At 72.4% G+C, this 17,375-nt stretch carries 15 protein-coding genes; 8 read left to right on the forward strand and 7 right to left on the reverse strand.

Annotated elements, in window-relative coordinates:
• Nucleotides 1-34: 34 nt before the first annotated feature.
• Nucleotides 35-1,363, forward strand: coding sequence for a GH1 family beta-glucosidase (locus HNR21_RS03525; RefSeq protein WP_182704023.1), 1,329 nt, complete (start codon nt 35-37; stop codon nt 1,361-1,363).
• Here the strand turns inward: HNR21_RS03525 and HNR21_RS03530 are convergent.
• The gene (locus HNR21_RS03530; RefSeq protein WP_182704024.1) at nt 1,353-5,420 is read right to left on the reverse strand and encodes a SpoIIE family protein phosphatase; all 4,068 of its coding nucleotides are present in this window, start codon (nt 5,418-5,420) and stop codon (nt 1,353-1,355) included. The two genes, HNR21_RS03525 and HNR21_RS03530, sit on opposite strands and share 11 nt — an antisense overlap.
• 257 nt (nt 5,421-5,677) lie before the next feature.
• On the opposite strand from HNR21_RS03530, the gene HNR21_RS03535 reads away from it, so the two are divergent.
• From HNR21_RS03535 to HNR21_RS03555, 5 genes are all read left to right on the forward strand, one after another.
• Nucleotides 5,678-6,133 (forward strand): hypothetical protein, encoded by a 456-nt coding sequence (locus HNR21_RS03535; protein ID WP_182704025.1) that lies wholly within the window; start codon nt 5,678-5,680, stop codon nt 6,131-6,133.
• 322 nt (nt 6,134-6,455) lie between these two features.
• Nucleotides 6,456-7,151 carry an HAD family hydrolase gene (locus HNR21_RS03540; RefSeq protein ID WP_182704026.1) on the forward strand — a complete coding sequence of 232 codons (696 nt, stop codon included), beginning with the start codon at nt 6,456-6,458 and terminating at the stop codon, nt 7,149-7,151.
• 131 nt (nt 7,152-7,282) lie between these two features.
• On the forward strand, nt 7,283-8,695 hold the full coding sequence (locus tag HNR21_RS03545; RefSeq protein WP_182704027.1) for a PH domain-containing protein: 1,413 nt from the start codon (nt 7,283-7,285) through the stop codon (nt 8,693-8,695).
• A gap of 44 nt (nt 8,696-8,739) precedes the next feature.
• The gene (locus tag HNR21_RS03550) at nt 8,740-9,333 is read left to right on the forward strand and encodes an RNA polymerase sigma factor (RefSeq protein ID WP_182704028.1); all 594 of its coding nucleotides are present in this window, start codon (nt 8,740-8,742) and stop codon (nt 9,331-9,333) included.
• Nucleotides 9,330-10,451: a CU044_5270 family protein gene (locus HNR21_RS03555; protein ID WP_182704029.1), complete on the forward strand. Its 1,122-nt coding sequence runs from the start codon at nt 9,330-9,332 to the stop codon at nt 10,449-10,451. The genes HNR21_RS03550 and HNR21_RS03555 overlap by 4 nt, the downstream gene beginning before the upstream one ends.
• A gap of 54 nt (nt 10,452-10,505) precedes the next feature.
• Here HNR21_RS03555 and HNR21_RS03560 read toward each other — a convergent pair whose 3' ends face one another.
• From HNR21_RS03560 to HNR21_RS03575, 4 genes are all read right to left on the reverse strand, one after another.
• Nucleotides 10,506-11,078, reverse strand: coding sequence for a GyrI-like domain-containing protein (locus HNR21_RS03560; protein WP_182704030.1), 573 nt, complete (start codon nt 11,076-11,078; stop codon nt 10,506-10,508).
• Nucleotides 11,075-11,833 (reverse strand): MerR family transcriptional regulator, encoded by a 759-nt coding sequence (locus HNR21_RS03565; protein WP_182704031.1) that lies wholly within the window; start codon nt 11,831-11,833, stop codon nt 11,075-11,077. Before HNR21_RS03565 ends, HNR21_RS03560 begins: the two co-directional genes overlap by 4 nt.
• Before the next feature lie 85 nt (nt 11,834-11,918).
• Nucleotides 11,919-13,004, reverse strand: a complete 1,086-nt coding sequence (locus HNR21_RS03570) for a CapA family protein (protein ID WP_182704032.1) — start codon at nt 13,002-13,004, stop codon at nt 11,919-11,921.
• Between the two features lie 73 nt (nt 13,005-13,077).
• Entirely contained in the window at nt 13,078-14,160 is a 1,083-nt protein-coding gene (locus tag HNR21_RS03575; RefSeq protein WP_182704033.1) for a CapA family protein, read from the reverse strand.
• 144 nt (nt 14,161-14,304) lie between these two features.
• Here HNR21_RS03575 and HNR21_RS03580 point away from each other — a divergent pair, with 144 nt between their 5' ends.
• A complete protein-coding gene (locus HNR21_RS03580) occupies nt 14,305-15,483 on the forward strand; it encodes an aminotransferase class V-fold PLP-dependent enzyme (protein WP_312880821.1) in 1,179 nt (392 codons plus the stop codon).
• A gap of 116 nt (nt 15,484-15,599) precedes the next feature.
• Nucleotides 15,600-16,052, forward strand: coding sequence for a Fur family transcriptional regulator (locus HNR21_RS03585; protein ID WP_312880822.1), 453 nt, complete (start codon nt 15,600-15,602; stop codon nt 16,050-16,052).
• Between the two features lie 69 nt (nt 16,053-16,121).
• Here the strand turns inward: HNR21_RS03585 and HNR21_RS03590 are convergent, their stop codons facing one another.
• Both HNR21_RS03590 and HNR21_RS03595 read right to left on the reverse strand, forming a co-directional pair.
• Entirely contained in the window at nt 16,122-16,592 is a 471-nt protein-coding gene (locus tag HNR21_RS03590) for an NUDIX domain-containing protein (protein ID WP_182704035.1), read from the reverse strand.
• A 4-nt stretch (nt 16,593-16,596) separates the two neighbouring features.
• Complete coding sequence (locus HNR21_RS03595; protein WP_182704036.1) at nt 16,597-17,343, reverse strand: helix-turn-helix domain-containing protein; 747 nt, start codon at nt 17,341-17,343, stop codon at nt 16,597-16,599.
• Nucleotides 17,344-17,375 lie beyond the last annotated feature (32 nt).

Genomic DNA, 17,375 nt, shown 5'->3' on the forward strand with positions numbered 1-17,375 from the left:
ACGATGTGAATCATCTTCACGTTCGGAGGATGTCATGCCGTTCCCCGCCCGGTTCCGCTGGGGTGTCGCCACCGCCGCCTACCAGATCGAGGGCGCCGCCGCCGAGGACGGGCGCGGCGACTCGGTCTGGGACGTGTTCTGCCGCGAGCCCGGCCGGGTCCGCGACGGGCACACCGGTGACGTGGCCTGCGACCACTACCACCGCTGGCCCGAGGACGTCGCGCTGATGGCGGGCCTGGGCGTCGACGCCTACCGGTTCTCGATCGCCTGGCCCCGGGTGCAGCCGGACGGGCGCGGGGCCGCCGAACCGCGCGGGCTGGACTTCTACGACCGGCTGGTGGACGCCCTGCTGGAACGCGGGATCACCCCGTTCCCCACGCTGTTCCACTGGGACCTGCCGCAGGCGCTGGAGGACCGGGGCGGCTGGATGAACCGCGAGGTCGCCCACCGGTTCGCCGAGTACGCCGCGCTGGTGGCGGGGCGGCTGGCCGACCGCGTCGAGCACTGGATCACGCTGAACGAGCCCGTCGTGGTCACCGCCTTCGGGTACGCCCTGGGAATTCATGCGCCCGGTCGTACCCTCCTGCTGGACGCCATGCCCACGGCGCACCACCAGTTGCTCGGCCACGGGCTGGCGGTGACGGCCCTGCGCGAGCAGGGGGCGCGGCAGGTCGGGCTGACCAACCACTACTCGCCCGCCTGGGCCGCCGACGAGACCTCCGAGGCGGACCGGCGCGCGGCGGCGGCCTTCGACGTCTTCATGAACCGCCTCTACACCGAGTCCGTGCTCCGGGGCCGCTACCCGGACCTGTCCGTGCTGGGCGACCTGGACCCGGCGTCGTTCGTCCGGGACGGGGACCTCGCGGTGATCGGGGCGCCGGTGGACTTCCTGGGCGTCAACTACTACAACCCGACCCGGGTGAAGGCCCCCGGTCCCGGCGACCCCCTGCCGTTCGAGATCGCCCCCATCGAGGAGTACCCGACCACGGGCATGGGCTGGCCGATCGTGCCCGACGCCTTCCTGGGGCTGCTGCGGACCCTGCGCGAGACCTATCCGGACGCCCTGCCGCCGATCTACGTCACCGAGAACGGCTGCACGTTCGGCGACTCGATCCACGACGAGGAGCGCATCGACTTCCTCGCCCGCCACATCGACGCCGTCCACAGGGCTGTGGACGAGGGCGTCGACGTGCGGGGCTACTTCGTCTGGTCCCTGCTGGACAACTTCGAGTGGGCCGAGGGCTACCACGCCCGTTTCGGCCTGGTCCACGTCGACTACGACACCCAGCGCCGTACGCCCAAGGACTCCTACGCCTGGTACCGCGACCACATCGCCCGGTCGCGCGGCCAGGTCACGGGGTGAGCCGGGTGCGCATGTCCACGGTCGTCCCGGACGGGCCGTGGTCGATGGTGACCTCCTGCATCAGCGCGCGGATCAGGTAGAGACCCCGGCCGTGCAGGCCGGCGCCGTCCGGATGGGGCTTCTTCCACCGGCCGGTGTCGCTGACGGTGATCTGCAGCTCGTCGCCCGTGCGGGAGGCGGTCAGCCGGGCCCGGCTGCCGGTGGCGTGCTGGGCGGCGTTGGCGCACGCCTCCCCGGCGGCGGTCAGCACGTTGTGCACCACCAGCGGATGCAGCTCCATCTCCGCCATCCAGGCGCGCAGCTCGGCGCGGACGTGCGCCAGGTGCATCGCCTCGGCGGGGAACGGCACGTCCAGCCCCAGCGGCCGGCGGAACAGCAGCAGCGCCACGTCGTCGTCGTACCCGCCGGGCGGGCTCAGCCGCGTCATGAGCCGGTCCGCCAGCTCCTCCACCGGCAGGTCGCGGCCCTCGCGGGTCACCTCGGCGGCCTTGTCGATCCCGATGTCGAGCGAACGGTCACGGCGTTCGACCAGCCCGTCGGTGTAGAGGACCAGCACCGCCTCGGGGGTGAGCAGGCAGTGGTCGGCCGGGCGGTCCTCGCCGGGCAGGACCGCCAGGGGCAGGCCCCGCCCGCCCTCCAGCAGTTCGACGCGCCGGTTCGCGTGCACCTTGAAGGCGGGCAGATGACCGGCGCTGCTGTAGGACATCTCCCCCGTGTTCATGTTGAGCACGCAGCAGAACACGGTCGTGCCCAGCGCCTTCGGCGTCATGCCGGCGAAGTTGTCCAGTGCGGCCAGCGCCCTGGCCGGGTCGCCGAGCTGCAGCAGCAGGGCCCGGCAGGCGCTGCGGAGCTGCCCCATCACGGTCGCGGCCTGCACCCCGCGCCCCACGCAGTCCCCGACCACGATCCCCACCAGCCCGTCCGGAAGGTCGAACACGTCGTACCAGTCCCCGCCGACCTGCAACGGCCGGGCCGCGGGCTCGTACCGGACGGCGAACCCGGACGGCAGGTCGGCGGGGGCCAGGATCGTGCGCTGGACCTCGAGGACGGCCTCCCGCTGCTGCTCGGCCAGGCCGATCCGATGCACCGCCTGCCCCAGGTACCCGCACAGCGCGACGAGCAGGGCGTGGTCCTCGGCGACGAACGGCCGGTGCGGGTTCGGCTCGATCCACAGCACCATCGGGCCGCCGTAGAACTCCAGGGTCACCCCGATGCCCGCCGGATCGGCGAACGTCTCCGGACGCAGCGGCGGGTGGGTGCGGAGCGTCTCGATGGCGGACCGGACCCCGCCGGGCAGCCCGTCCCATGTCGTGCCGGGGTCGAGCGGGCTCGTGTGCACCTGGTCGCGCTCGTCCCAGTCGACGGCCAGGATCCGGCGGGTCTCCCACAGCGCCGCCATCTCCTCCATGGCCGCCCGCATGGTCTCCGGCAGCGTCTCGGTGGTGGACAGCCGCAGGCTCAGGTTGGCCAGCGCCATGTCGTGCTGGGCGGCGGTCCGTTCGGCGGTGATGTCACGGAGCGTCATCAGTGTCCGGAGTTCCCCGGTGTCCGGCGTGCGGGTCTCGTTGTAGGCGACCGCCACCCACAGCCGATGCCCGTCGCGGTGGGTCATCGGAACGTTCTTGCTCCCGTTCCGCTCCCGCACCGCCTCCTCGAACGCCTCCGTGAACTGCCGGTGCGCCACCGGGTCGTCGGCCTCGTCGGGCCACCACGGGTGCGGCACCGGGTACGGCAGCCCCTCGGGACCATAGCCGAGCAGGGTGCGGCAGGCGGTGTTGGCCTCCAGGACGGTGCCGTCGCCGTCCAGCACCATGAACGCCTCCTGCAGCGACTCGAACAGGGCGTTCCGCCACTCGGCGCTCTGGTTGCGCAGCCGCGCCATCTCCACGTTCGCCCGCACCCGGGCCTTCAGCTCGGCCGCCGAGAACGGCTTGACCAGGTAGTCGTCGGCCCCCGCCGCCAGCCCCTCCACCGACGATCCCGGACCGGCCAGCGCCGACAGCAGCAGCACCGGCACCCGGGCGGTGCGCGGGTCGGAGCGCAGCTCGGCGACCAGCCGCAGGCCGTCCATCCCCGGCATCATCACGTCCGCGATCACCAGGTCGGGCGGCCGCGACCGGGCCGTCTCCAGCGCCGCCAGCCCGTCGCCCACCGTCTGGACCTCGTACCCGGGGCGCAGCAGCCGCCGCAGGTAGGCGCGCATGTCCCGGTTGTCGTCGGCGACCAGCACCCGGGCCGGGCCGCCGAACCGGAGCGCGGCCGTGGGGGTCTGCCCGGGCGGGGTCTCCCACTCCCGTCCGGCGTCCTCGGGCAGCCAGCGCAGCGCCTCCTCCACGAACGGGTCCGCGCCGGCCGACACGTCGGTCCCCCGCTCGGGCGGGGCCAGGCTGTCCGCCGGCAGGTGCCCGTGGCCGAACGGGATCCGGACGGTGAACGTGGTGCCCTCGCCCTCGACGCTGTGCGCGTCGATCGTTCCGCCGTGCAGCCGCACCAGCTCCCTGACCAGCGCGAGCCCGATGCTGCTGCCCTCGTGCGAGCGGGCGCGGGCGGGCCGCAGGCGGTGGAACCGTTCGAACATGCGGGGGACGTCCTCGGGGGCGACGCCCACGCCGGTGTCGGACACCCGCAGCACCGCCTGCCCGTCCTCGGCCCTCAGCCGCACCCGGATCGTGCCCTCGAAGGTGAACTTGAGCGCGTTGCTGAGCAGGTTGAGGACGATCTTCTCCCACATGTCGCGGTCCACGTAGACCGGCTCGGGCAGCGGCAGGCAGTCCACCCTGAACCGCACCCCCGCCTTCTCCATGGCGGCCCGGAACACCCCGGTGAGGTCCGCGGTGAACACGGCCAGGTCGACCGGCTCGTAGCGCGCCCCCATCCGGCCCGCCTCGATGCGGGAGAACTCCAGCAGCGAGTCCACCAGCTTCTCCATCCGCAGCCCGCTGCGGCGGATGACCTCCAGGTCCTCGCGCGTCGCCGGGCCGGCGTCGCGCAGGTTGTCGCGCAGGTCCTCCAGCGAGCCGTCGATCAGGGTGAGCGGGGTGCGGAACTCGTGGCTGACATCGGAGAAGAACACGGTCTTGAGACGGTCCAGCTCCGCCAGCTCCTCGGCCCGCCGCCGCTGCGCCTCGTGCGCGGTCGCCCCGTTCACCAGCGCCGCCGTCTGCCGGGCCACCAGGTCGAAGAACCGGCGGTACCTGCGGTCCATCGGACGTCCCGCACCGGCCGCCAGCACGATCGCCCCGATCGCCCCGTCCTCGTCGCCGTTCAGCGGCAGCACCATCGCCTCGTGCGGCGGGGCCTCCCAGCCCCCGGCGGGCAGCCGTTCGGTCACCGGGTCCACCACCCGGGATCTTCCGGTGCGCATGACCTCGGCCACCGGCCAGGCCGTGCCGGTGGCGGTGCCGGGCGGGCTGGTGCAGACCGGCTCCGGTTCCCGGCCCAGGTAGATCGCCGCGAACGGCACGTCCCGTGCGTTGCGTTCCAGCACGCCGGCGACCTGGTGGCAGGCCGCCACGACGCCCTCTGCCGCGCCGGTCCGCGCCCCCAGGTCGTGCAGCGCGGCCAGTCTCCGCTCCCCCACCACCTGCTGTGTGGTCTCGGTGACCACCGTGAGCACCCCGCCGACCCGCGAGCCGTCGAACAGCGGGCTGTTGGAGAACGTCCAGTACGTCTCCTCGGGGAACCCGTGCCGGCGCAGCGGCAGCAGCAGGTCCTGCGACCAGGTCGCCTCCCCGGTCTCCAGCACCGCCCGCAGCTGCGGCCCGATCCGGTCCCAGACCTCCTCCCAGACCCGCTCGCACGGCACGCCCAGCGCCGGATGCTTGCTCCCCAGCAGCGGCATGTAGGCGTCGTTGTACAGGCACCGCAGCTCCGGCCCCCAGAGAATGACCATCGGGTACCGCGAGGTCAGGCAGATCCGGCAGGTCTCCTGCAGCGTCACCGGCCACCCCGACGGCTCCCCCAGCCCGGAGCCGGCCCAGTCATGCCCCCGCATCCGCCGGGCCATCTCCCCGTCCCCGGGGAAGACCCGGCGCCCCGGAGCTCGGTCCCCCGTCATCCCTCCTCCGGACGCACGTCGTCGCCTGGCTGCCCCTACCCCCTCTGATCAGCCTAAACGCTCCACGGAACGCGGTGCGGAGCAGCGCGTCCCAAGCTCCGGACGCGGCCGGAGACACCGGTGGCGGTGCTGGTGACGGTGGCGATGCCGGTACGGAGGCGCACCCCCGTGAACGGGCCGGGCAACGGCGGACGACCGGCGCCGTGCCATGCTTACCAAGATCATTTCTGGTTTCCCGACATGACGGAGCGTCGAAGATGCGTGCAGGAAAGGCCCTGACCGGGGCGATCACGGCGGTGGCGACGGCGGGCGCCGTGCTCGCGCTGACACCCGCGGCCCAGGCCGCCGCCAACCCCTACACGCCCACCGGCGTGTGCGGCTCGGGCTACTACGTCGTCGACTCAGCGACCCTGCGGAACAGCGCCGGCAACGCCGGCGGCACGCTCTACCTGCTCTACAACGGATCCAACGGCTACAACTGCGTGGTCACCATCAAGGGCGTGGCCGTCGGCGACTGGACGGCCACCTACGCGAGCCTCCGCGTTTACGACGGCAACGCCTTCAGGATGCAGGAGGACGGCCCCAAGCTCTACGAGTACTACGCGGGCCCGGTGAAGATGTACGCGGCCGGGAAGTGCGTGGGGGCCAGCGGCCACACCTGGGGCGGGGGCACGCAGTACTCGGCGACCATCCCCAAGGGCCACTGCGGCTGACGCCCACCGCCGGTCAGGGAACCTGCACGACCCTCCTTGACACCTTCCGGCGAGAACGGGCCGGCTCCGTACCGCGCGACACGCCGCGCCGGTCGGAGCCGGCCCTTCGGCGACCATGACGACTCCCAAGGAGGAACGTGCAGGCTGAGCAGTTCGCTCAATGGGACCGGGATCTCCCGGTGAAGTAGCGACCCCTATCCCGTGCCCGTCTCCCTCGCCATCCTCATCGCCTGGGCCGCCGCGGCCCTCGCCTTGGCCCGCACCGTCCTCGAGCGTCGCGACGCCTAGCGGCACGAGAAGGCGAGGACATTAGGGTCGGGGCATGGTGGAGGCGGTGCTGTGGGATTTCGACGACACGATCCTCGACTACTCGAGTTCCGACCAGGCCGGGATCATGCGCCATTTCACGGCTGAGGGGCTGCCCTGCGACGAGGAGGCGCTCGCCCGGTGGCGGAGCGTCACCGACCGGGAGTTCGCGCGTTTCCTGGCCGGTGAGCTGACGTTCCAGGAACAGCGCCGGGAACGGGCGCGGGCGATGACGGGGCTGCCGTTGAGCGACGCCGAGGCGGACGCCTGGTTCGCTCGGTACCTGGTGTTCTTCGAGGAGGCGTGCACCGCTTTCCCGGATGTGGTGCCGGTGCTGGACGCGCTGCCCCACCGGCACGCGATCCTGTCCAACTCCAACACCGTCTACCAGGAACGACGCCTGGCCGCACTGGGCCTGCGGGACCGTTTCGAGGCCCTGCTCTGCGCCGGCGAGATCGGCAGCGCCAAACCCGACCCCGCGGCGTTCCTCGCCGCCTGCGACGTACTGGGCCTGAAACCCGCCCAGGTCGCCTACGTCGGCGACAAACTCGACGTGGACGCCCTGGGCGCCCGTGACGCCGGCCTCCACGGCATCTGGCTCGACCGTTCCCGAACGGCCACCACCCTCCCGGACGGCGTCCACCGCATCGCCGCCCTCACCGAACTCCCCACCCTCCTCCAGGCATTGGGCCAAGAGGGAACGTCGCAGTAGACGGGACGGTTTTGCGATCCGTTCCGCCGGAGGCCGGGCGGTGACCGATCGCGGCCGATTCGGGGTTCTCGGCATGGGGGCCTTTCCGGTGCAGGAGGATTGCTTCCGGTCGAAAAGAGCGGGGAGCATTGATGCCGGTCACGAACACCAAGGAAGTGCTGCCGCTGGTGCGCAGGGCCGTGCCGGGCGCGGTCGTGCTCGCCGTCGTGGCGGTCGCGGCAATGGTCGCGCTGAACGTGTGGTGGGCGACCATCACGCCCGGCCTGCTGCTGTACTCGTTCCCGCCGCTGGCGGCGACGGTGCTGGCCCTCGTCCACAACCTGCGGTACCGGGTGATCGTCGACGAGGACGGGATCCGCGTCAGGGGGCTCACGGGAGAGGAGTCCGTTCCCTGGCAGGACGTCACCGGCGTGCGGGCCGCCGCCGGGACCGAGGGCACCGTGGTGGTCGGCCGCCGAGACGCCCTGCCGCTGGTGCTGCGGGAGCTGCCCGTTGCGGCGGGCACGGACGAGCTGGTCGCCGAGCTGCGGGAACGGGCGGGGCAGCACTCCGGTGAGCCGGAGGGCGAGTGGTACGTGGGCCGCCCGTCCCGCCTGCCGCTGGTCTGGGCGTTCCCCATGCTCGCCGCGTCGGTGGCGTTGGCGCTCGCCCCGGTCGGGGGGCTGCTCGAGGGATTCGGCGCGGGAACGGCGTTCACGGCCGGGATGGCCGGGGTCGTCTACCACGTACGGCTGATCCTGCTCCTGCTGTACGGCCGCACTGAGGCCAGGCCGACGGGCCTGTACAACCGTTCGGCGCTCGCCATCAAGCGGATGGAGTGGAACCGGGTCCGGCGGCTGGAGGTCGTGCGGTCGCCGTTCGGCCGCCGGGTCATCGCGGTGGCCGACACGGGTCCCAAGACCGCGCTGGCCGCTCCCCGCGAGGGCCTGCTGACCCGCGGGCCCGCGTTCGACGACGCGCTGAACACACTGACGGCGACGGCCCCCAGGGCACCGGAGGTCAAGCGGAGGGCACAGCCGCGGCTGCTGTATCCCGCGCTCGCCGCCCTGGCCGTCCTGGCGCTCCTGTGGGGCGAGGATCCCCGCAAGGAGTCCTGGTGGCCGACCCGTCACGAGGCCACCTCGCTCCCCGACCCCTGCGCCGTCGCCGACCGGGCCACCGTCCGGCGGCTGGTGCCGGACCCACAGCCGCCCGACAGACAGGACCGCACGTGGTTCGGATATGACGAGTCCACCTGCCAGTGGCAGCAGACCGACCTCTCGATCGGCCTGAGAATCGAACTCCGCAGATACTTCAGGAGCGGCGGCGACGGCGCCACCGAAGAAGCCGAGCGGCGGATGGGCGTCGTCCGCGCCCAGTCGGCCGGGACCGTCACCGGCCTGGGCGACGAGGCGTTCCGCCGGGACGACGACGGCGTGATCCGGACCCGCGAGATCTGGGCGCGGCGCGCCAACGTCATCGTCCACGTCGAGCTCACCGGGAAGGCCCCCGCCGACGTCGAGGCGCTGGCGCGCCGCGCCCTCGACTCGGTCGAACTCCGCTGAACGATCCCCGGAACCGCCCGGCCGGAGCGGACACGAAACGGGACATGAGCCCTCCCCAACCCACGGACGCGGCCCTGTGGAGCCGTGCGCTCGGCGGTGACGAGCATGCCTTCGCGGAACTCTTCGACCGGCACGCGCGCGCCGTCTACAACTACTGCTTCCGGCGAACGGCGGACTGGTCGGCGGCCGAGGACCTGACCTCGGTGGTCTTCCTGGAGACCTGGCGGCGGCGCGGCCAGGTCCGGATGAGCGGCGACTCGCTGCTGCCCTGGCTGTACGGGGTCGCCACCAACGTGCTGCGCAACCACCGGCGGAGCCTGCGCCGGCACCGGGACGCGCTGGCGCGGCTGCCGCATCCGGCGGCGGCGCCGGACGAGAGCGAGGACGCCGCCGCCCGCATGGACGCCGAACGCCGGATGCGGGAGGTGATGGAGTCCATCAGATCGCTGCCGCGCCGGGACCAGGAGGTGCTGGCGCTGTGCGTGTGGGAGGGCCTGGGCTACGCCGAGGCCGCCGAGGCGCTGGGCATGCCGGTCGGCACCGTCCGTTCCCGGCTGTCCCGCGCCCGGGAACGGCTGCGGCGCGGCGGACACACAAGGGGAGCAACCGTCAACCTCCTGCCCGAGGAGACCGCATGAACCTGCCACCCGAACCCAGAGACATGCCCCCCGGCCGGCACGCGGCGCGCCGGGCCCACCTGATGCGGGAGATGACCGCCCGGCCCCCGATGCGGCACCGGCGGCTGCTGGTCGGCGGCGCCCTCACCGCGGCGCTCGCCGGCGGGATCACCGCCGCCCTGGTCATCGCCCCGGCCACGAGCGTCGGCGGCAGGCCGCCGGCCGCGAACGCCGAGGCCGCCGAGGTCTTCCACCGCGCCGCGAACGCCGCCGAGACCAGTCCCGATCCCGCCCCCCGGCCGGGCCAGTTCCTGTACGTCGAGTCCCGCCAGGTGCAGAACGCCGTGCCGGGCCGGCCGGCCTCGGCCACCCGGCGAAAGGTGTGGCTGCCCGCCGACCGCAGGGATCCCGGCCTGCTGCTGTCCGACATGGGCGGCAGGACGTGGGAGCGCATCTGGCTGTGCGACAGGGAACTCGGCATCGACGAGAAGTCCGGCGTCGCCGCGCAGTCCGCCGTGCGCCCGCCGGCCCGCTGCGACTACGGCCACCCGGTCGTCAGGAACGACCTGCCCACCGACCCGGGACGGATGCACGCCTGGCTCTACCGCAACAGCCAAGGCGGCAACCCGCCCGACGTGCAGGCGTTCGTCACGGTCGGCGACACCCTCCGGGAGGCGTACGTGCCGCCCGCGGCGCTGTCGGCGATGTTCAAGGCCGCGGCGCGGATCCCCGGGGTCACCGTCACCGACCGGGCACTGGACTTCGCGGACCGCAGGGGCATCGCGGTCGGTCAGACCTGGCAGGGCGTCCGCCGCGAACTGATCTTCGACGCGGGCACCTACCGGCTGCTCGGCGAGCGCGAGGTCGTGGACTACGACACGTCCTTCCGGCCCACGGGCGGCTCCACCCCGCTCGCCCCCTCGGGTGAGCCCTCGGACCTGCCGAGCGCCACCCCGAGCGCTCCCGTTCCCACCCCTCCGCCTGGCCGTCCTTCGGATGAGCCCTCGGACCTGCCCAGCGCGGTCCCCACGGGCAAGCCCATCACGCCACCGCAGCGCACCATGAAGGAGGGCACGGTGCTCTACCAGTCGGCGACGCTGAAGACGGCGGTCACCGACGAGCTCGGCGAGACCCCGTAACCGAACGGCAACACGCCCCGCCCGCCACCGCACCAGGTGGCGGGCGGGGCCTGCTCACGCGGCGGGCCGCACCGGCTGGCGGAGGATGGTGCGCAGGTCGCCGGGAGCGGTCGTGCGCAGGTCGGACAGGTAGATCTCGTGGTGCAGGCCGGACGGAACGAGCCCTTCGCGTTCCATCAGCTCGTACATCAGGGCCAGCGACCGGGGCTCGTCCTCGAACGGGCCGTGGTGCATGATCTGCACGCAGCGTCCCTCGGTGAACGTGACGAGCTGGACCCGCCGTGCCGCCGGGCAGTCCCCGGACGCCGCCTGCACGGCCTGCTCGACCCAGTGGGGCTCGATCTCGTCCGGCAGCCGCAGGAACAGATGCCAGTGCCACTCCGCACGCGGCACCTCCAAGGGCGGCCGGTCGTCCTCGACCCACCAGCGGCCCTCCAGCGGCGGCATGGGGAAGCCCCGCCCGGCGCCGGCGGCGATGCCCAGCAGCGGGCCGGCGACCGAGAAGAGGGCCTGCACGGCGGTGCCGTACTCCGCGCCCTCCGGTTCCCCGTGGCCGGTCACCGCCAGGCCGCGCACCGGCCCGAATTCCGTCAGCTCCGCCTTGTCGGCGGCCTCGTACCAGGTCACTGGTCCTCCAGTCTGATCATCAGCTCGGTCACCAGGTGCTCGGGCGGGGTGTCGCCCGGCACCGTGAGGTAGACCTCCCGCACCGGCCCGGCGGGGGTGTGGCCGCGTTCGCCGCACCAGGCCAGCAGCCCGTGACCGGTCAGGTCGATCCGGTCGTACGGCCCGACGTGGGTGGCGGTCGCGAACGTCCCGCCCGGCAGGATCTCCGGGCCGGACGGGTCCTCGGTGGCGACGCCGACCACGAACTCCTCCGCCAGATCCAGCGGGAACAGCCCGATCAGCGGTCCCATGGGCACCCCGCCCGCCAGGACCCGGACCACGCACCTCGAGGTCGCCTCGGGGATGGAGGAAGGAGTCGCCGCGTCCCGTTCGACGCGGACACGGCGCGCCGGCTCCCGCCGTACGGTCACCGCGACCTGCGGCAGCCCTTCGGCCAGCACCCGGTCCAGGGTCGCCAGCACGCGCCGCCGCCGGGCCAGGTCGGCCTCCATCCGGTCGCGCACCTCGCCCAGCGCCCCGGCCGGATCCTCACCCGCCAGCACCTGACCGATCGCCGCCAGCGGAACGTCCAGCGACCGCAGCAGCCCGATGGACATCGCGTCCCGTGCCTGCGCGGCCCGGTAGTAGCGGTAGCCGGAGTCGGGATCGACCCAGGCCGGGGCCAGCAGTCCCAGCTCGTCGTAGTGCCGCAACTGCTTGACGCTCAGCCGGCACAGCCGGGCGAACCGCCCGATGGGGAGGAGGTCTTCGCTCACGTCGGCAAGCCTGCCCCCTCCCACTGTGGGAGAGTCCAGCCGAGATCGCCGGACCCGGCCCGGGACGGGCGGTGGGAGGGGCCGGTTACGGCCGGGCGGTCAGGCCGGTGCAGCGGCGCAGGCGGTTCCAGCGCTGGCGTTCGGCCTGGGCGGCCTGGCCGGTGAGCAGGCGCGGCAGGCCCCCGGAGATGCGGGCGGGCTTCCACACCGACCTGGTGACCTTGCCGTCGTTGACGGTCAGCTCCAGGACGCCGGAGTTGGCGGTCTGCCCGCTGGCCGAGTAGAAGACGAAGTTCCCCAGGCCGTAGTGGACGTACTTGCCCTTGAGGAAGCCGCCGCCGAGCGGGATGTGGGCGTGGCCGCCGACGATGATGTCCGCGCCGGCCTCGATGAGCTGGTTCGCCAGCTCCTGCTGGCGGGGCAGCGGGCACTCCTGGAGCTCGGCGCCCCAGTGCAGGAAGACCACGACGATGTCGGAGCCCTCGCGGGCCTCCTCGACGGCCTGGACCATCCGGTCGACCACCTTGGCGGAGGCGAGCCCGCCCTTGGTGTCGGTGGCGGTCCACGCCTCGATCAGGTGGTCGTCGAGGACCTGGGTGGCGGCGACCACCGCGAGCCTGTTGCCCTTGATGGTGGTCCGGTACGCCTTGTAGGCCTCGTCGGCGTTCCTGCCGACGCCGAGGATGGGGAAGCGGGACTTCCTGATGGCCCGCAGGGAGTCGTTGAGGCCGGACTCCATGAAGTCCATGCCGTGGTTGTTGGCCAGCGAGGCCGCGTCCACCCCGGCCGCCTTCAGCGCGGTGATCGCCGAGGGCGGGGCGCGGAACACGAACTGCTTGGCCGGGGCCGGGGTGCCGCCGGTGGTGATGGCGGTCTCCAGGTTGACCATGGCGAAGTCGGCCTTGCGGAGGGTGCCGGCGATGGGGCCGAGGGCGGTCCGCGGGTTGTTCAGCCGCGCCCGGAGCTGCCCCTCGAAGTGCACGTCGCCGCCGAACGCCAGGGTGATCGGCTGTCTGGCCGGCGCGGCCGGGGTCTCGGTCCCGGCCGGGGCGGCGGAGGTCGACGGGCGGGTGTCGCCCTGTGCCTTCGAGCCGCCGCCACCGCCGCCGCACGCCGTGGCCGCCAGCGCGATCCCCACCAGGGCCGCCGTCGCGGCGTTCGCCCGTCGCACCCGCTCTCACCTCCGCAGACGAAAGTCGCCCAAGCCTAGCCAACAGACAGGACGCCCAGGACGCACCGTGCGATTACGCGGGCCCGGCGGTGACGTCGGAGCAGGAACGCAGGCCCTCCCAGCGCTTGCGGGCCTGCTCGGCCTCGGCCCCGGTGAGCGGCTGCGGAACGCCCCCGTTGATCACCGCCGGGGTCCACTTGGCGGTGGTGACCTTGGACCCCTTGGCCCGCCGCCGGCTCGGGTCTGGGGTGAACGTCAGGGTGAGCACGCCGGTCTGCCCGGTGGTCGGCCCGGAGTTGTAGAAGACGAAGTTGCCGAGCCCGTAGTGGACGTACTTGCCCTTGAGGTAGCCGCCGGCCTGCAGGACGTGCGCGTGCCCGCCGACCACCGCGTCGGCCCCGGCGGTGACGAGCTGGTCGGCGAGCTGCCGCTGCACGTCGGTGGCGCACTGCTCCAGCTCGCGGCCCCAGTGCAGGTGCACGATCACCACGTCGTGGTCCTTGCGGGCGCGCTGGACCTCCTGCACCAGGCGGGGCGCGTTCTTGGCCGAGGCCAGGCCCGCCTTGGTGTCGGTGGCGGTCCACGCCTCGATCAGGTGGTCGTCGAGCACCTGGGTCGCCCCGATGATCGCGACCTTGGTGCCCTTGATGGTCGTGCTGTAGGGCCGGTACGCCTCCGCGGCGTTGCCGCCGATCCCCACCACGGGGAAGTTGGCCTGCTTCGCCGCGGCCAGCGAGTCGCGCAGCCCGGACTCGCCGTAGTCCATGCCGTGGTTGTTGGCCATGCTCGCCACGTCGACCCCGGCGGCCCGCAGCGCCTTGAACGCGGTCGGCGGGGCGCGGAACACGAACTGCTTGGGGGCCGGGGTCCCGCCGGTGGTGACGGCGGTCTCCAGGTTGACCATGCTCAGGTCGGCGTTCCCCAGGTGCGGCTCGATCGCCTCCAGCACCGTGTCGGGGTTCGCGTCGAGCCTGTTGCGGATCTGCCCCTCGAAGTGCACGTCCCCGCCGAACGCGACGGTCACCGGCAGGGCGTCCTCGCGACCGTATCCGGTGCCCTCGTCGATGGCGTGGGACAGCGGCCCGCACCCGGCCGCCAGCGTCATCGCCGCCGACGCGGCGGCCCCCGTCGTCACGGCACGCAGCCGATGTTTCATAGCCCCTACCTCCGCGCGCCGCCCGGTTCCCTCTGGTCAGGGGGTTGGACGCCCGGTCCTGTGACCTGGTTCGCCGGAAAGATTCTTCTGTGTCGGGTCCGTGTCGGAGAGACTGAATCCGATCTCCAGCAGAGAGGACGGAACGTGGATCTCGACCGGATCAGGGAGCAGACACCGGGTTGCCGGGAGGTCGTCCATCTCAACAACGCCGGGGCCGCGCTGCAGCCCGCGCCCGTCAGCGAGACCGTCCGGCGGCATCTGGAGCTGGAGGACCGGATCGGCGGCTACGAGGCGGCCGACGCCGCCGAGGAGGCGCTGAACGAGTCGTACTCCGTGCTGGCCCGGCTGGTGGGGGCGGACCCGGACGAGATCGCCTTCGTGGAGAACGCGACCCGGGCGTGGGACATGGCGTTCTACTCCATCCCGTTCCGGCCGGGCGAGCGGATCCTGACCACGACCAGCGAGTACGCCAGCAACGCGCTGGGCTTCCTGCAGGCCGCGCAGCGGCACGGGGCGGTGGTGGAGGTGGTGCCCGACGACGGGCACGGGCAGATCTGCCTGGACTCGCTGGCCCGGATGCTGGCGGACGGGAACGTGCGGCTGGTGGCGATCAACCACGTGCCGACCCACGACGGGCTGATCAACCCGGCGGCCGAGGTCGGCAAGCTGGCCCGGGAGGCGGGCGCGCTCTACCTGCTGGACGCCTGCCAGTCGGTGGGGCAGCTCGTGGTGGACGTCCGGGAGATCGGCTGCGACCTGCTGTCGGCGACGGGGCGCAAGTTCCTGCGGGGCCCGCGGGGGACGGGCTTCCTGTACGCGCGGCGGGAGGTGGCGCGGGAGCTGGTGCCGCCGTTCATCGATCTGAGGTCGGCCGACTGGACCGGGCCCGACGCCTACGAGCTGCGCCCGGACGCCCGGCGGTTCGAGAACTGGGAGCGTTTCGTGGCCGGGCAGCTCGGCCTGGCCGCCGCCGCGTCGTACGCGATGGACATCGGCCTGGCGGCCATCGAGGAGCGGACGCTCGCGCTGGCCGCCCGGCTGCGCGCGGGCCTGGCGGAGATCCCCGGCGTCACCGTGCACGACCGGGGGGAACGCAGGAGCGGGATCGTCGCGTTCACTCATGAGACGGTGGCCGCACCGCAGATCGTGGCGGCGCTGGCCGCCGCACCGCGCCGGATCAACGTCCGGGTGGCCGAGCAGACCTACCGGTACGACGCGGGCGCGCGCCCGCCGCTGCGGGTGCGGGTCTCACCGCACTACTACAACACCGAGGACGAGATCGACCTCGCGGTGGCGGCTGTCGCGACGGCCATCACCGGCTGACCTCCGGGTATGGGACCGGTCACCGATCCCCCAGGTCAGCGCCATCCCGGACGCCGGATAGCATGACAGTATCACTATCTTGAGCAATTCAGGTTTAGGAGCTCACAGTGTCCTCCGTGACCGACCCCCGGCACCACCACGAGCCGCCCGCGCCGGCCGACGCGCTGCGCGGCGCGGGACTGCGCGTCACGGCGGCGCGGGTCGCGATCCTGGAAGCCGTACGGGAGGGCGACCACCTGGCCGCCGACACCGTGGCCGACCGGGTCCGCGAACGGGTGGGGACCGTCTCGACCCAGGCCGTCTACGAGGCCCTCAACGCCCTCACCGGGGCGGGCCTCATCCGCCGGATCGAACCGGCCGGCAGCCCCGCCCGCTACGAAGGCCGTATCGGCGACAACCACCACCACCTGGTCTGCCGCCACTGCGGAACGGTCACCGACGTCGACTGCGCCGTGGGGCACGCGCCCTGCCTGACCCCCGTCACCGACGCGGGATACCAGCTCGAGGAAGCCGAGGTCATCTACTGGGGCCTGTGTCCCTCCTGCCAATCGACCACCTCCCAGGCCTGACGCCCGCCGACGCGCCCTGGTCGGCGTCAACACGCCGATCTTCCTCGCCCACCACAGGGACGGCGGCCCTCAACCGAGGTAGGGGGCCTCGCGTTCCTCCAGGTAGTGGGTCAGCCTGAGCCTCTGGGTGTGGTGCATGGGCAGCTCGTCCAGCTCGCCCGGCGGCACCCATCGCACCTCCAGGGACTCGTCACTCACCCGCAACTCGCCCCCGACCAACCGCGCGAGGAAGCACACGTTGAACTGCCTGCGGACCTCGCCGTCCGAGTAGGCGATGATGTGGCGGGGATCGGTGTACGTGCCGACCAGACCGATGACCTCGATGTCGTAGCCGGTCTCCTCCTTGACCTCCCGCACGGCGGTCCCCGGCAGCGAGTCGGTCATCTCCATGGCCCCGCCCGGCAGCGCCCACAGCCCGGAGTCGGCGCGACGCTGCATCAGGATCTCGCCCCGTTCGTTGGTGACCACCGCGGACGCGGCGACCACCATCGAGTTCGGCTCGGGGGCGCCGGGATCGTCGTAGTACTCGATACGGGCCACTGCCTCACTCCCCACCCGCCGGACGGGACGACTCCCACACGGCTTCGAAGCTCTCGGCGTACACGTCGAACACCCGGCTCCCCCCGTCACGACGCAGATGCCACAGCGGCGCACCATAGGCGTTCATACCGAAAACGTGCGCGTTCACAAGCATCTGATCATCGCCACGATAGATCGAGTTGTAGAGCGTCGTGGCGTGCAGGTGGATGTCGATGCCCGGCGTCCCGACCAACGGCCTGTAGTGCATGAGCGCCACCCGGCACCGTGACTCGATGCCGTGCCCGTACTTCTCCTCCCGGCCGCGCTCGATGATGGCCGGTGCGTCTGCGTCCCCCAAAAGAACGCGGACTCGGCACCCGTGGGCGGCCTTCTCCCGCAAGAGATCGTTGAAGTCCGGCCACTGCTCATGGATGAACACCCCGGCGTACACCAGAATGTCGATCACCTCACCGGCCTGCTCGAACAGCGTCCGCCAGAGCTCGAACGGCGCATCCGCCCTGGTGTCGTGGAACCCGACCAGTCCAGGGTGAAGCCCGCGTCTGCGCCGTCCCTGCTCGATCGACGGCCAGAGGTAGGCCATGTCCTCTCGCAGCACCCGCGCGGCCTTGTAAGCGGTCGAACGGTGCGGCGTTCTGCCAGTGCTGACCCACCGTTCTGCGGTCTTGGGATCCACACCCACAGCCTCGGCGAACTGCGCGTAGCTCATCCCCGCCCGGAGCAAGGCGGAACGCAGACGCTCGTTGACGGCCATGGGGACGTTATACGTCACTTGAGACGTCCCCA

The sequence above is a fragment of the Thermomonospora cellulosilytica genome (assembly GCF_014138835.1).
GTDB classification, from domain to species: domain Bacteria; phylum Actinomycetota; class Actinomycetes; order Streptosporangiales; family Streptosporangiaceae; genus Thermomonospora; species Thermomonospora amylolytica.